The organism is Streptomyces sp. NBC_00466 (genome assembly GCF_041433995.1).
Lineage (GTDB): Bacteria > Actinomycetota > Actinomycetes > Streptomycetales > Streptomycetaceae > Streptomyces.
This window is the reverse complement of record NZ_CP107896.1, coordinates 5287804-5303189: the sequence shown is the minus strand read 5'-3', so window position 1 is coordinate 5303189 and position 15386 is coordinate 5287804. Positions and strand designations below refer to the sequence as shown.

Here is a 15386-nt window from a genome sequence, read left to right as displayed (position 1 = left end):
GGGCCCGTCCGGGGGCCCGGGGAGCCTTGACACCCCGGATCGGCAGGAGGAGCATCCTCACGTCGTTGACAACGTTGTCGGACGGCGCGCCGCTCCGGAGTGTTCAACGGCGCTCCCGTTTCCGGCGCGTTGACCGTCCGTCACACACGAGTCGCCACAAACGAGTCACACGAAGGGCAGGAACGGGTGTCAGACACGCACAGCCGTCGGACGCGCACCGGGACCAGAGCGCTGAGCTCCGTCGTGGTGACCGCCATGGCCGCCCTGGGGATGGCCGCCACCGCCGCCCCCGCCTCGGCCGCATCCCCGCACGGCACCGTCAAGGACCCGGTGTCGTACGTCCACCCGCTGATCGGTTCCGCCAACGCGGGCAACACCTACCCGGGCGCCGTGCAGCCCTTCGGGATGCTGGCCTGGAGCCCGCAGAACTCCAGGGGCAAGCAGGTCTCCACGCCCGCGCCCGGCGGGTACCAGTACGACGCCACGAAGATCCGCGGCTTCAGCCTCACCCACCTCAACGGGGTGGGCTGCTCCGGTGCGAACGGCGACATCCCGATCATGCCGTACACGGGCGATGTCGACTCCTCGCCCAGCGCGGACACCACCGACGCCAAGTACGCCAGCACCTTCTCGCACACCAACGAGAGCGCGTCGCCCGGCTATTACAAGGTCGGTCTGGACAACGGCGCGTCCGCCGCGCTGACCACGACGGCACGGACCGGCTCCGGCCAGTTCGGCTTCCCGAAGTCCAAGCCGGCCAGCATGCTCTTCCGCACCTCCAACTCGGAGAGCGGCAGCACGGACGCCACCGTGAAGATCGACAAGAAGGCCAGGACGGTGACGGGCTCGGTCACCGCGGGCAACTTCTGCGGTCCGCAGAGCGCGAACAACCGGCACGACCTGTACACGCTGTACTTCACCGCCCACTTCGACAAGGCGTTCGCCAAGGTCGGCACCTGGAAGGACAGCACGGTCAGCCCGGGTTCCACATCGGCGTCCGGCGGTACGGGCTACAGCTCGTCCGGCAACGCCGTGGAGGGCAAGGGTTCGGGCGCGTACATCACCTTCGCCGGCGGGACCACCGAGGCGCAGGCCAAGGTCGCCGTCTCCTATGTCAGCCCGCAGAACGCCGAGGCCAACCTCCGCGCCGAGAACGCGCCCCACAAGAGCTTCGGCTCGGTGAAGTCGCAGGCGGCCGGTGCCTGGAACAAGGTGCTGAAGTCGGTCGAGGTGGGCGGCGGCACCGACGCCCAGCGCTCGACCTTCTACACCGCGCTCTACCACTCCATGCTGGAGCCGACGCTGACCAGTGACGTCGACGGCCGCTATCTGGGCGCCGACCGCAAGCCGCACCGGCTGGCCAAGGGGCAGCAGGCGCAGTACGGCACGTTCTCCGGCTGGGACCAGTACCGCGCCCAGGTGCAGCTGATGACGCTGCTCAACCCCCGGGCGGGCAGCGACTACGCGCAGTCGCTCTACAACTACGCGGGCCAGCGCGGCGGCGAGTGGGACCGCTGGCTCCTCGAGAACGGCAAGACGAGCGTCATGTCGGGAGACCCGTCGGACGCCGCGCTCGCCGGGATCTACGCGTTCGGCGGCCATGACTTCGACGTCAAGGGCGCACTGAAGTCGCTGGTCGAGGCGGCGACCGTACCGACGGCGAACGACTCGGACAGCTCGGGCTGCAATGTGGAGTGCGTGGGCCAGCGCCCCGCCCTCGACAAGTACCTGGACCTCGGGTACGTACCGGCCGACAACTGCCACTGCTGGGGCGGCGCGGCCGAGACGCTGGAGGACGCGGCGGCCGACTACGGTCTCTCCGAGCTGTCCCGGCAGACCGGGAGGAGCGCCGACGCGAAGAAGTTCCTGGACCGTTCGGGGAACTGGACGAACGTCTTCGACGCCAACGCCACCCCGCAGGGCGGCTACATCCGCGACCGCAAGGCCGACGGCACCTGGGCGGGCACCTTCACGCCCGGCACCGGCAGCGGCTTCGTCGAGGGGACCAGCGCCCGCTACACCTGGATGGTGTACTCGGACGTGGCGGGCCTGGCGTCCGCGATGGGCGGCGACGACACCGCGGTGAAGCGGCTGGACGCCTTCTTCCGTACACCGGACGGCAAGTTCGACTTCTCGGCGAAGGACGACACGCGGTACGACGCGACCAACGAGCCGGACATCAACACGCCTTATCTGTACGACTACCTGGGCGCCCCGTACAAGACACAGGAGACCGTCCGCGCGGAGATGGACCAGCTGTGGACCGACACCCCGGGCGGCATTCCCGGTAACGACGACGCCGGGACCATGTCGTCCTGGTACGTCTTCTCGGCGCTCGGCATGTACCCGCAGAACCCCAGCCGCGCCGATCTGACGCTCTCCGCGCCGCTGTTCCCGCACGCGGTGGTGCACACCGGGCACGGGCGGACGATCACGGTCAACGCCCCGGCCGCTTCGGCGGACAACACGTACATCCAGGGGCTGAAGGTCAACGGCCGGACGTCCGGCAAGCCCTGGGTCCCCGCCTCACTGGTCGCTCACGGCGGCACCCTCGACTACACGCTGGGCGCCGAGGCGGACACCTCGTGGGGCAGCGCGGCGGCCGACGCCCCGCCGTCCTTCCCGGGCGGCGGCGTGAAGTACTTCACCGGCGCCACCCCCGAGCAGCTGAAGATCGAGCCCGGCGCCGCCGGTGCGGACACCACGGTCAAGGTGCAGACGCTGGAGCAGGAGCCGACCACGGTGCACTGGACGGCGACGCCGCCGGCCGGTGTCACGGTGCAGCCGGCACAGGGCGACTTCACGGTCCCGGCGGGCGGTTCGGCGAGCGCGAAGCTCTCCGTTTCGGCCGCGTCCGGCACGGCCGAGGGCCGCTACACGGTCCCGGTCACGCTGAAGTCGTCGGCGGGCAAGGAGCTTCCTAAGACCTCGGTCGCGGTGACCGTCGCCGCGAAGAACAGCATGCTCTGGAACCGGAACAGCACGGCCATCTCCACCGATGACGACAACCCGCAGGCCAACTTCGACGGTGAGGGCTGGAGTTACTCGGGCAAGGCGCTGGCAGCGGCCGGGGCCGCACCCGGGGGTACGGTCTCGTCCGGCGGCTTCGACTTCACCTGGCCGAAGGTGGCGGCCGGGGACCCCGACAACATCGAGGTGGCCGGGGACACCCCGCAGGTGCTGAACGTCCCGTCCGCGCAGGGCGCCACCAAGCTCAGCCTGCTGGGCAGCGCGGCGGAGGGTTCGGCCAGCGGTACGGCGACGCTGACGTACACCGACGGCACCACACAGAAGGCGGACATCGGCTTCAGCGACTGGACGCTCGGCGGCGGAGCGGACAAGCCGTCGTTCGGCAACACGGTGGCGGTCCACACCCCGTACCGCGATGTCCAGGGCGGCGGTACGGACCCGGTCGGTACGGAGGTCTTCGCGACCGCGCCGGTCACGCTCCAGGCGGGCAAGCAGCTGGCGAGCGTGACGCTGCCGTCCACGACGAACGGCGGCGTGCTGCACGTCTTCGCGGTGGCCACCGCCTGATCCTGAGCAGCCGGTGGCCATCGCCTGACGGGCGGCCACCGGCCGGCGGGCCGTCGCGGCACGGATTCCGTGCCGCGGCGGCCCGTTCGCTGTCTCCCCGCCCGCCCGCCGGTGCACCGGGCCTGGCACGGGGCGCCTGTGGCACTCTGTGCTGGTGCCCGTCCTCGCGTCCGATCTGCTGGCCCAGCGTGAACTGCGGCTGGCCGCGGTCACCTCACCCGGCTCATGGCCCGACGTACCGATCAGCTGGTCGTCCACCACCGAGCTGGAGGACCCGGTCCCCTTCCTCCGCGGCGGCGAACTGGTCCTGACCACCGCGCTGCGCAGGCGTACCCGCGACCAGTGGGACCGGCTGGTGCGCGACCTGGTGGCGGTTCCGGTCGCCGCCGTCTGTGTCGGGACCGGACTGGTCCACAAACGGGTGCCGGCCGGGCTGCGGGCCGCCGCGCAGCGGCACGGGCTCGCGCTGCTGACGTCGCCGGTGGAGATCCCTTTCATCCAGATCAGCCGGTGGGCGGCGGACCGGATCTTCGCCGAGCAGTACGCCCGCACCCGGTTGATGATCCATCTGCAGGACGAGATCACCGGCGCCCTGCTCGCCGGGCGCGGACTGCGCCACCTCGTCCCGCTGCTGGCCCGCCGGCTGGGCGCCGATGTCGCGGTCCTCGATCCGGCGGGCGTGGTACTGGAGCAGCACCCCCGGTCCGCACGGTGGCCCGTCGACGAGGTCGCTGCCGCGTCGGACACCCCGCGAACGGCCGGTCCGGGACCGGGTCTGGTGTCCTTCCCGGTACGGGCGGACGGCACCGTCGCCGGTTACCTCGTGGCCCGGGGCCCCGGCGAACAGGTCACGCTGCTCGCGCCGGTGGCCGGTCTGGTGGGCCTGGAGATCGCACGCCGCCAGGCGCTGCTGTCCGGACGCCGTGAACTGGTCGGCCAGGTCGTCGCGGACATCCTGCACCACGGCCTCGGGGGGAACGAGGCGGAGCGCAAACTGACCCGGATCGGGGTGGATCCGCACGGCAGCCACCGTGTGGTCGTGGCGAGTTCGGGCCAGGCCGCCGCCCTGCTGCGGCAGCGGCCCCTCGACCTGGCGGCGCTGCTGCACGGGCAGTCCGACCCGTACCCCATGTGCCCGCTGGACGACGGCATCGTCGTGCTCGTCGGTGCGGACGGCGACGCCAGGACCGTCGCCGACCGGCTGCTCCACCACATCGGCGGCGGGCCCGGGGCGACGGCGGTCGGGGTCAGCGGGGTGCACCAGGGGGCCCACGGGATCCGCATCGGGTACCACGAGGCCCGGCAGGCCCAGCGCCAGGGACCGGGGGTGCAGGAGTGCCGCACCCTGTCCCTGCCCGGCCTGCTGCTGAGCAGCGCCGAACTGCCGCTGGCGGAACTGGCGGCCACCCTGCTCGAACCGGTGCGCCGCTACGACACCGAGCACGGTGCGGCCCTGGAGGCCACCGTGCGCAGCTATCTCGAACACGACGGGTCGGTGACGGAGACCTGCCGCGCCATGAACCTGCACCGCAACTCGCTGCGCTACCGGCTCGGCCAGATCGAAGGGCTGCTGGGCAAGCGGCTCACGGCGACCCAGGACCGGCTGGAGCTCTGGCTGGCGCTCCAGGTGCTCGGCCCCGCCGACGGCTGACGCGACTGAACGGCTGACGCGGCTGAAGCGGCTGAAATGGCCCGCAGCAAGCGGCTGGCAGCTCAGCGGCCGAGCACCTGGCGGGCCATGACCACCCGCTGAATCTGGTTCGTCCCCTCATAGATCTGTGTGATCTTCGCGTCGCGCATCATCCGCTCCACCGGGTGGTCGCGCACATAACCCGCCCCGCCCAGCAGCTGAACGGCGTCGGTCGTCACCGCCATCGCCGTGTCGGATGCGAGGCACTTCGCGGCGGCGCCGAGGAAGGTGAGGTCCCCGGATCCCGCCTGTGAGGCCGCCGCCGCACGGTAGGCCAGGGTGCGCGCCGCCTCGATGTGCATCGCCATGTCGGCGAGCATGAACTGGACGCCCTGGAACTCCGCGACCGGGTGGCCGAACTGGTGGCGCTCGCGTACGTAGTCCGCCGCGTAGTCCAGTGCGCCCTGGGCGATGCCGACGGCCTGGGCCGCGATCGAGATCCTGGTGTGGTCCAGCGTCGCCAGGGCCAGCCGCAGACCGCGCCCCCGTTCGCCGAGCAGCCGGCCCGCGGGGATGCGGACACCGTCGAAGTGGACCTCCCTGGTGACCGAACCGTGCAGCCCCATCTTGCGTTCCGGGGCGCCGTACGAGATCCCTTCGTCGGTCGCCTCGACGACGAACGCCGAGATACCGCGCTTCCCCAGGCCGGGATCGGTGACCGCGAACACGATCATCACGGCCGCCTCGCCCGCCGATGTGATCCAGCTCTTGGTGCCGGAGAGCCGCCAGCCGCCGTCCTCGGGCTCCGCCCGGCAGGTCATCGCGGCGACGTCGCTGCCCGCTTCGCGCTCGGAGATCGCGTACGCGCACAGCGCATCGCCCGATGCCACATCGGGCAGATACCGGTCGCGCTGCTCGCCGGACCCGGCGAGCAGCAGCGGGGTGACGCCGAGCTTGTTGGAGCTCAGCACGGTGGAGATGCCCGCGGACACCCGCGCCACTTCCTCGATGGCGATGGCCTGCGCCAGTGTGTCGGCGCCCGCCCCTCCGTACTGTTCGGGGACGCCGAGTGCGTGGAATCCGGCGGCGACGAGTTCCCCGTAGCCGTCGGCGGAGAAGACGTCATCGGCGTCGGCGCGGGCCGCCAGTGGCTGGATCCGGTCCTCGGCGAAGGCGCGTACGGAGGCCCTGAATTCCTCGTACTCGTCGGGCATCCGGTACGGCAGGTGCTCCTGGGAGGTCTGTTCGGAGGTGTTCATGCCCTCAAGTCATCCACTCGCCGCCCGTCCACCGCCATGTGCGCCCGCACAACAACGGCGGCTGTCTCCGTGGCTCTGCACATATCCCCCGGCCGGTCCGCGCTCCTAGCGTTCGGCGCAGTCGAACCGAGGAGTTGCCATGCCGGCGTTGAGCGGCATTCGTGTGCTGGATCTGTCCCGGGTACTGGCCGGCCCGTTCTGTACGTCCCTGCTGGCCGACATCGGCGCCGATGTCGTCAAGGTCGAGCCGCCGGGCGGTGACGACACCCGGCGGCTCGGACCGTTCTCGCAGGACCTCAGCGTCTACTTCGCGATGCTCAACCGGGACAAGCGGAGCATCGCACTCGACCTCAAGGACCCCGGGGACCTGGAGACCCTGTGGTCGCTGGCCGCGCGGGCGGACGTACTCGTGGAGAACTTCCGTCCTGGCGTCGCCGACCGGCTCGGCATCGGCGCGCCGGCGCTGCTCGCCCACAACCCGAGGCTGGTGTACGCGAGCATCTCCGGGTTCGGGCAGTCGGGCGCGATGTCCGCGCGCCCCGCCTACGACCTGATCATCCAGGCCATGTCGGGAATCATGGAGACCACCGGCACCCCGGACGGCGAACCGACCAAGGTCGGTGAGTCCATCGCCGATCTGCAGGCCGGTCTCTACGGGTCGTGGGCGGTCTGCGCGGCGCTGGTCGAACGGGCCCGCACCGGGCGGGGACAGCATCTCGACATCGCGATGCTGGACGCGATGGTCTCGCTCCAGCTCACCGGCGCCAGCCTGCTGGCGGCCGACGGCGCCCCGCCCACCCGGGTCGGCAACCGGCATCCGGTGTCCACCCCGTTCGGCGTCTACCGGGCGGCCGACGCACCGGTGGTCCTGGCGGCCGCCAACGACCGTACCTTCCACCGCCTGCTGGACCTGATCGGCCGCCCCGACCTGGCAGACCACCCCGTCTACCGCACCGACGAGGCGCGCACCGCCCATGAACCGGAGGTCCGCGCCACCATCGAGGCCTGGACCCGGCAGCACTCCGCAGCCGAGATCGTCGCCCTCGCCGGGGAACAGGGCGTCCCGGCAGGCCCGATGCAGGACCTCAGGGAGGCCATCGACAGTGTCGGTCCGCGGGGCGTCACCGGCCGGTTCCGGCATCCGGCGCTGCAGGGTATGACCGCGCTGCGCCAACCCGTCGTGTTTCAGGGCGTCCCCGACGCCTCGCCGTCCACCACCCCCGGACTCGACGCGCACCACGAGGAGATCCTCCGCGACTGGCTCACCGGATGACCGGCCCGCCTGCCGCTCCACCCGGTGTCCCGCCGGCCGCCGCATCCGGCGCACCTGACGCAGCCCGCCCCGGTACGGCCAACGCCCGGCGGCACCACAGTCGGTACCCTGTTCATATGACGACCGGGGTACGCCGCAGAATGGGCGTCGAAGAGCGCAGGCAGCAGCTGATCAGTGTCGCGCTCGAACTGTTCAGCCACCGCTCCCCCGACGATGTCTCCATCGACGAGATAGCCGCGGCCGCGGGCATTTCACGACCGCTCGTCTACCACTACTTCCCCGGCAAGCAGAGTCTGTACGAGGCGGCGCTGCGCCGCGCGGCCGACGAGCTGGCCGAGCGGTTCGTCGAGCCGCGTGAAGGGGCGCTGGGGGCGCGGCTGCTGCGGGTGATGGAGCGGTTCTTCGACTTCGTCGAGGAGCACGGGCCCGGTTTCTCCGCGCTGATGCGCGGCGGCCCCGCCGTGGGTTCCACCACCACCAACGCGATGATCGACGAGGTCCGCACCGCCGCGTATCTCCAGATCCTGTCCCATCTGGACGTCCAGGAGCCGCCCGTCAGGCTCCAGTTGGTGGTCAGGTCGTGGGTGTCGCTCGCCGAGTCGACCGCGCTGATCTGGCTCGACGGGCGGAGCATTCCGCGGGCCGAGCTGGAGTTGCAGCTGGTGCACGACTTCGCCGCGCTGGCCGCGGTGAGCGCCGCGTACGACGCCGAGATGGCGGCGGTCGTACGGCGGATACTGAGCGAGGAGCCCGCCGACGGGCCGTTCGGGGACCTGGTCGGCCGGCTGCTCTCGCTGACGCCGCCGCCCGCGGCGGAACTCCCGGCCCAGCGCAAGGGCTGAGGACCGGCCGGCGCTCAGACCTTGCGGTAGGACGCGTCCAGATCGCGGATCTCGGCCGACAGGTGCAGCGTGCTCTGCGTGGGCTTCAGATGGTTGCGTACGACGTCGAGCACCGCCTCGCTCAGCCGCGCCTTGGCCTCGTCGGTACGGCCGGCCAGCAGCGCGATCTCCACGTGCAGCACGGCGTCGTCACCCGTGCCGTCGCCCGCGACGAACCCGGCCGTCCTGACGAACCGCGTCTTGCAGGCGGGGAGCTTGGCGGAGACCGTCTCCACGACGACCGGGTGCAGGCCGAGCGCGAAGCCCCTGCGGTCGAAGGCGTCCTCCAGGGACTCGGAGTACTCGACGGTGATCTGCGGCATGGCGGATTCCTCCCGGGAAAGCTTCTGGTCCGGAACGGACGGTGTCCGGTCCGGTCGGCAGGGCGGAGCGGCGCGCTGCCACCGCTCAGCCTCGCACGCCGGTCCCCCCGCCGGTCAGCCGGTGCGGCGGGCCGTGGACCCCCGTACCACCAGTTCCGGCTGGAAGACGAACTCCGTGCGCTGGACGGGGTTGCCGCCGATCTCCTCCAGGAGCGCGCCCACCGCGGCGGCGGCCATCGCCTGGACGGGCTGGCGGACCGTGGTCAGCGGCGGGCTGGTGAAGGCGATCAGCTGCGAGTCGTCGAAGCCGACCACCGAGACGTCGTCGGGGACTTCGAGACCGCGTTCACGGGCCGCCCGTACGACGCCCAGCGCCATCATGTCGCTGCCGCAGACCACGGCCGTGCACCCCTGGTCGAACAGCGCGCCCGCCGCGGCCCGGCCGCCCTCGACGCTGAACAGGGTGTGCTGGACCAGGGCTCCGGCCTCATCCGCCGACTGGCCGAGCCGGGCCGCCACCGCCTCGATGAACCCCTCGCGCTTACGGCGCGACGGCACATAGCGGGGCGGGCCGACCGCCAGACCGATCCTGCGGTGCCCCAGGTCCGAGAGATGGCGCACGGCCATATGGGCCGCCGCGTGGTCGTCGGGCGAGACGAAGGGCGCGCTGATCCGCTCGTTGTAGCCGTTGATCAGGACGAACGGCACCCCGCGCTCCGCGAGGCCGGCGTAGCGCGCGGGGTCCGACGAGGTGTCGGCGTGCAGTCCGGAGAGGAAGACGATGCCGCCCACCCCGCGCTCCACCAGCTGCTCGACCAGTTCGTCCTCGGTGGCGCCGCCCGGCATCTGCGTGCAGAGGACCGGGGTGTAGCCGTGTCCCGCCAGCGTCTGCTCCACGGCCTGGGCGAAGGCCGGGAAGATGGGGTTGGTCAGCTCGGGCGTCACCAGGCCGATCAGGCCCGCGCTGCGTCTGTGCAGCCGTACGGGCCGCTCGTAGCCGAGGACGTCGAGCGCCGCGAGCACCCGCTGGCGCGTGGTGTCCGCGACGCCCGGCTTGCCGTTGAGCACCCGGCTCACGGTGGCCTCGCTGACGGCGGCCTGCGCGGCGATGTGCGCGAGCCGGGGCGGTGCGCTCACACCGACCACCAGACGGTGCTGTCCGCGGGCAGCTCGAACTCGCCTTCCTCCAGGGTGACTTCGGTGCTGGCCAGCACCATCCGGCCGGGCACGGGCAGGCGTACGGGGCGGCCGGTGGTGTTGACGGTGCAGTGGAAGCCGGGACGGGTGAACGCCAGTACTCCGGCGGGGGTGCCGGGGACCCAGTCGACGGACTCGCCCGCTCCCAGGCCCGGCAGCTCCCGTCGCAGCGCGAGCGCGCCGCGGTACAGCTCCAGGGTGGAATCGCGGTCGCCGGTCTGCGCCTCGACGCTCAGCGCGCCCCAGCTCTCGGGCTGCGGGAGCCAGCTGCCGCCGCTGCCGAAGCCGTACGAGGGGCCCTCAGCGGTCCACGGGATCGGCACCCGGCAGCCGTCGCGGAAGCCGTCCTGGCCTGCCGCGCGGAAGAACGACGGGTCCTGCCTGACCTCATCGGGCAGGTCGGTGACGTCCGGGAGGCCCAGCTCCTCACCCTGGTAGAGGTAGGCGGAGCCGGGCAGCGCCAGCATCAGCAGGGTCGCCGCGCGGGCCCGCCGCAGGCCCAGTCCCCGGTCGCCGGGGGTGCGGATCTGGGTGCCGGCCGGCGGGTTGGCGAAGCGGGTCGAGTGCCGGGTGACGTCGTGGTTGGAGAGCACCCAGGTGGCGGGAGCGCCCACCGGGAGCATCGCGGCGAGCGAGACGTCGATGACCTCGCGCAGCTCGGCGGCGTCCCAGTGGGTGGCCAGGTACTGGAAGTTGAACGCCTGGTGCAGCTCGTCGGGGCGTACGTAGTGGGCGGTGCGCTGCACGGTCGGCGTCCACGCCTCGGCGACGGCTATCCGCTCCCCCGGGTACTCGTCGAGGATCGTGCGCCAGGACCGGTAGATCTCGTGCACACCGTCCTGGTCGAAGAACGGCATGACGTCGTTGCCGAGCAGCCGGAGCTGGTCGGTGCTGCCGAGGTCGGGCAGGCCGGGCGCCTTGACGAGCCCGTGGGCGACGTCGACCCGGAAGCCGTCGACGCCCATGTCGAGCCAGAACCGCAGGATCGAGCGGAACTCGTCGGCGACCGCCGGGTTCTCCCAGTTGAGGTCGGGCTGCTCGGGGGCGAAGAGATGCAGGTACCAGGCACCGTCGGCGACCCGGGTCCAGGCGGGTCCGCCGAAGACGGACTCCCAGTCGTTGGGCGGGAGTTCACCGTTCTCGCCCTTGCCCTCGCGGAAGTGGTAGCGGTCGCGCAGCGGCGAGGCGGGGCCGTCGCCGATGGCGCGCTTGAACCACTCGTACTGGTCGGACGAGTGGTTGGGCACCACGTCCACGATGATCCGCAGGCCGAGGCCGTGGGCGTCGCGGATCAGCGCGTCGGCGTCCATGAGCGTGCCGAACATGGGGTCGATGGCCCGGTAGTCGGCGACGTCGTACCCGGCGTCGGCCTGCGGGGACGCGTAGAAGGGCGAGAGCCAGACGGCGTCGACGCCGAGGTCACGCAGGTACGGCAGCCGGCTGCGGACGCCTTCGAGGTCGCCCATGCCGTCGCCGTTGCTGTCGGCGAAGCTGCGCGGATAGACCTGGTAGATCACCGCGTCCCGCCACCAGCCGGTGCGGGCGGCGGTCGTCGGGGCTGCGGCGGCAGGGGCGGCGGAGTGCTGAGTCATGTCTTCCCTGGGTGAGTCAGTTGCGTCATGGGGGCGTACGGCGTCACGGAGGCGTACGGCGTCGTGGAGGCGTACGCGTCACGGTGCGTACGGATGGGGTACGGCTCAGCCCTTGGTCCCGCCCGCTGTCAAGCCTGTGACCAGGTGCTTCTGCACCAGGTAGAAGATGAAGGAAACAGGGATGGCGATGAGGACAGCGGTGGCGGCCATGTAGTTCCACTGGGCATCGTGCTCGCTGACGAAGCTGGAGAGGCCCACCGCGAGCGTGTACTTGCTGTCGTCGAGCATGAACGTCGAGGCGAAGGCGACCTCGCCCCAGGCGGTCAGGCAGGTGTAGAAGCCCGCCACCGCGAGACCGGGCCTGGCGAGCGGCAGGATGAGCCGCCAGAAGGTGCCGAAGGGGCTCAGCCCGTCGACGCGCCCCGCCTCGTCGATCTCGTACGGGATGGTATCGAAGTACCCCTTGAGCATCCAGGCGCAGTACGGCACGGCGGTGGAGCAGTACACCAGGATCAGGGCGCCGAAGGTGTCGATGAGGCCGAGGTCCGCGAGGATCACGTACATCGGCACCATCAGGACGGCGACCGGGAACATCTGGGTGACCAGCAGGAGCCACATCAGCTTCTTGTGGCCGGGGAACCTCATGCGGGAGACGGCGTACCCGGCGGTGGCGGCCATGAGGACGCCGATGACGCTGGTCGCGACGGCGATCAGGGCGGTGTTGCCGAGCCAGGTGAAGAAGCGGGTGTGCTCCAGGACGAACGAGTAGTTGGCGAACGAGATCTTGGACCAGATCCGGCCCGGATGCAGATAGTCGCTCTTGTCGGGGCCGAGCGAGAGGAAGGCCAGCCACGCGATCGGGAAGAGCGCGATCAGGCTGGCGACGCTGAGCGCGGTGTGCGAGAGCACGGTGGCCCGGCGGCTCGGCCGGTCGCGGCTGACGGTGCGGGCGGGCCGCCGTACGGGCGGTGGTGTCCGCTCCGCCGGTGCGGTCTCCGTGGTGAGGGTCGTCGGGGTCGTCATCGGGGGTCCTGCCTTCTTTTGTCCGGCCGGTATCAGCTGCTGGCCTTCTCGCTACGGGCCAGCCAGCGCCGGTAGAAGGAGGTGAAGACGATCAGGATGGAGAGCAGCAGTACGCCGTACGCGGCGGACTGGGCGTAGTCCCTGGGCTGCTGGCCGAAGCCGAGGCGGTAGGCCCAGGTGACGAGGATCTGGGCGTCCGGTGCGCCGTTGCCGAACAGCAGGAAGATGATGGCGAACTGGTTGAACGTCCAGATGATGCCGAGCAGGACGACGGTGGAACTCACCGAACGCAGGCCGGGCAGAGTGACATTGAGGAAGCGCTGCCAGGGGCTCGCGCCGTCCATCTCGGCGGCCTCGTACAGGTCGGCGGAGATCGACTGGAGTCCGCCGAGCAGCGAGACCATCATGAAGGGCACACCGCACCAGGTGTTGACGATGATCGCGGCGAGCTGCTGGAAGTGCGGTTCCTCCAGCCAGGCGGGCTGGGGCAGATGGAGGCCGCCGAGCACCGAGTTCACGATGCCGGAGTCGCCGAGCATGATCCGCCAGGAGAAGACGGTGACGAACGTCGGTACCGCCCAGGGCAGGATCAGGAGCATCCGGTAGACGGTCCGGCCGCGCAGCTTCTGGTTGAGCAGCAGGGCCAGGCCGAGGCCGATGCAGTAGTGCAGGGCCACACAGGCGGCGGTCCAGACGATGGTCCAGAGGAAGTGGGACCAGAAGCGGTCCCAGGCGGTCGGCCCCCAGAGGATGTCCGCGTAGTTGTGCAGCCCGATGAACTTGTAGGTGGCGTCGATGTGGTTGACGCCGATGGTGCGGGCCGAGTTGAGGCTGTTCGCGTCGGTCAGGGTGAGGTAGAGGCCCTGGACCAGCGGATAGCCCACCAGTACACCGAGGACGACGACGACCGGGGCCGCCATCGCGTACGCGTACCAGTGCTTCTGCCAGGACTGCTTGATGCGCTGCGCCGGCCTACGGCGCTTCGGGCCCGCGCCTGCGACGGCAACGGTCATCTTGACACCTTTTCAGGGGAGTTCGGGGGTGGTGCGATGTCGCGGACACGGTCGGGCGGCCGCCGGATCCGCGCGGTCGCACGGTCCGGCGGCCGGGCGGTCAGTTGGTGAAGCCGGGGACCAGCTTGGCCATGTTCTCGCCCAGGGCCTTGACCCCGTCCTGGAGCGACTCCTTGCCGTCGGCGACCTTGGGCAGCTCGGTGTCCATCGGACCCCAGAGCGAGCTGTACTCCGGCAGTTCGGGCCGCGGCCGCGAGGCGCTGAGCACCTTCTGGAAGCCGGCGATGCCGGGGTCGGCCGTGACCTTCGCGGTGTAGGCGTCGGAGCGGGTCGGCAGTGTGGAGTTCTTGAGCGCGATCTGCTCCTGGCTCTTCGCCGAGGTCATGAAGTTCAGGAACTTCAGCGACGCGGCCTGGTGCGCCTTGTCGGAGCCCGCGTAGACGGTGAGGTTGTGGCCGCCGGTCGGGGCGCCCGCCTTGCCGGTGGAACCGGCCGGGACGGTGGCGATGCCGAGGTTCTTCCTGTCCTTGAAGGCCGAGCCCTTGTAGAAGTTCGTGATCTCCCACGGCCCCTGGATGATCGAGGCGACCTTGCCGTTGACGAAGGCGTCCTGCTGGTGGGCGTAGGCGTCGGCCGTGGTGTCCGCCTTGTGCAGACCGGGGCCGCTGAAGAGGCCCTTCCACGTCTCCAGGCCCTTGACCGCGGGGGCGCCGGCGATGGTGACCTTCTTGTGCGCCAGGTCGACGGTGTCGGTGCCCTCGCCGTACAGGAAGGGCTGTGCGTAGTAGCCGGCGGTGCTGGCCCAGTAGCCGTCGACCTTCGCCTTCGACTTGACCGCGGCGGCGTCGCTCTTCAGTTCACCCCAGGTGGCGGGGGCCTTGGTGATGCCGGCCTTGGCGAAGAGCGCCTTGTTGTAGACGAAGGCGAGGGTGTCCGTGACCAGCGGGACGCCGTAGGTCTTGCCGTCGAACTGCGCCTGCTTCAGCAGGTTGGGCTCGAAGCGCGCCTTGTCCTTGAGGGCTTCGGTGCCGTCCAGCGGGAGGAAGTAGCCCTTCTTGGCGAAGGCGGGGGTCCAGCCGACCTCGGAGCGCAGCACGTCCGGGGCGCCCTTGGCACCGGCGGCCGTGTCGAACTTGTTCTGCGCCTGGTCGAAGGGGACATTGACGTAGGTGACCTTGATCCCCTTGTTCGCCGCTTCGAACTCCTTGACCAGCGCCCGGTAGGTCGGTGCCTCGTTCGTGGCGTTCGAGGTGTCCCACCAGGTGATGGTGGTGACACCGTCCGCCTTGCCGCTGCCGCTGTCGCCGCCGCAGGCTGTCGCCGCGAGCGCCAGGGCCGCGACCAGGGCGGTGGCCGCTATGCCACGTCGCATGTGAACTCCTTCGAGGGGTGCCGTGCCATCACGGCTCCGGGTCGTCGAGGAACGTAACAAGGATGAAAGACGACCGAAAGACCTTGCGAAGAATTTCTGCAAGAAGCCGCCTTCGTTACCTCGACGTGTCCGCACGGTTGCCGTGATGCCCCTTGTCAAACGGGGCATTGGGGCGCTTCGAACGCTGTGGCGCGAGCCGTGGCGGCCTTCGCAAGCCCTTGCAAGGCTGTTACTTTCGGAGGGGCACCGGCGTTGTTCCCGTACGTTGCAGCCTTCCGAAAGGGAC

The 15386-nt window shown here is 70.6% G+C and carries 11 protein-coding genes; 4 read left to right on the top strand and 7 right to left on the bottom strand.

Annotated elements, in window-relative coordinates; translation table 11 throughout:
* Positions 1 to 255 precede the first annotated feature (255 nt).
* Positions 256 to 3537, top strand: coding sequence for a GH92 family glycosyl hydrolase (locus OG210_RS23855; RefSeq protein WP_328335387.1), 3282 nt, complete (start codon positions 256 to 258; stop codon positions 3535 to 3537).
* 154 nt (positions 3538 to 3691) lie between these two features.
* Positions 3692 to 5188, top strand: a complete 1497-nt coding sequence (locus tag OG210_RS23850; RefSeq protein ID WP_371538620.1) for a PucR family transcriptional regulator ligand-binding domain-containing protein — start codon at positions 3692 to 3694, stop codon at positions 5186 to 5188.
* A gap of 62 nt (positions 5189 to 5250) precedes the next feature.
* On the opposite strand, the gene OG210_RS23845 is transcribed toward OG210_RS23850, so the two are convergent.
* Entirely contained in the window at positions 5251 to 6426 is a 1176-nt protein-coding gene (locus tag OG210_RS23845) for an acyl-CoA dehydrogenase family protein (RefSeq protein WP_371538618.1), read from the bottom strand.
* A 148-nt stretch (positions 6427 to 6574) separates the two neighbouring features.
* On the opposite strand from OG210_RS23845, the gene OG210_RS23840 reads away from it, so the two are divergent.
* Complete coding sequence (locus tag OG210_RS23840; protein ID WP_371538616.1) at positions 6575 to 7699, top strand: CaiB/BaiF CoA transferase family protein; 1125 nt, start codon at positions 6575 to 6577, stop codon at positions 7697 to 7699.
* A gap of 116 nt (positions 7700 to 7815) precedes the next feature.
* Entirely contained in the window at positions 7816 to 8541 is a 726-nt protein-coding gene (locus OG210_RS23835) for a TetR/AcrR family transcriptional regulator (protein ID WP_371538614.1), read from the top strand.
* Between the two features lie 14 nt (positions 8542 to 8555).
* Here the strand turns inward: OG210_RS23835 and OG210_RS23830 are convergent, their stop codons facing one another.
* The 6 genes from OG210_RS23830 to OG210_RS23805 all read right to left on the bottom strand — a co-directional run bounded on the left by OG210_RS23830 (position 8556) and on the right by OG210_RS23805 (position 15100).
* Positions 8556 to 8903: a 5-carboxymethyl-2-hydroxymuconate Delta-isomerase gene (locus OG210_RS23830; protein ID WP_328325861.1), complete on the bottom strand. Its 348-nt coding sequence runs from the start codon at positions 8901 to 8903 to the stop codon at positions 8556 to 8558.
* 114 nt (positions 8904 to 9017) lie between these two features.
* Positions 9018 to 10040 carry a LacI family DNA-binding transcriptional regulator gene (locus OG210_RS23825; RefSeq protein ID WP_328325863.1) on the bottom strand — a complete coding sequence of 341 codons (1023 nt, stop codon included), beginning with the start codon at positions 10038 to 10040 and terminating at the stop codon, positions 9018 to 9020.
* Positions 10037 to 11692, bottom strand: a complete 1656-nt coding sequence (locus OG210_RS23820; protein WP_328325865.1) for a glycoside hydrolase family 13 protein — start codon at positions 11690 to 11692, stop codon at positions 10037 to 10039. The genes OG210_RS23825 and OG210_RS23820 overlap by 4 nt, the downstream gene beginning before the upstream one ends.
* A gap of 105 nt (positions 11693 to 11797) precedes the next feature.
* Positions 11798 to 12715, bottom strand: coding sequence for a carbohydrate ABC transporter permease (locus OG210_RS23815; protein ID WP_328325867.1), 918 nt, complete (start codon positions 12713 to 12715; stop codon positions 11798 to 11800).
* A gap of 32 nt (positions 12716 to 12747) precedes the next feature.
* Entirely contained in the window at positions 12748 to 13728 is a 981-nt protein-coding gene (locus OG210_RS23810; protein ID WP_328325869.1) for a sugar ABC transporter permease, read from the bottom strand.
* 100 nt (positions 13729 to 13828) lie between these two features.
* Positions 13829 to 15100, bottom strand: coding sequence for an extracellular solute-binding protein (locus OG210_RS23805; RefSeq protein WP_328325871.1), 1272 nt, complete (start codon positions 15098 to 15100; stop codon positions 13829 to 13831).
* Between the last annotated feature and the right edge of the window lie 286 nt (positions 15101 to 15386).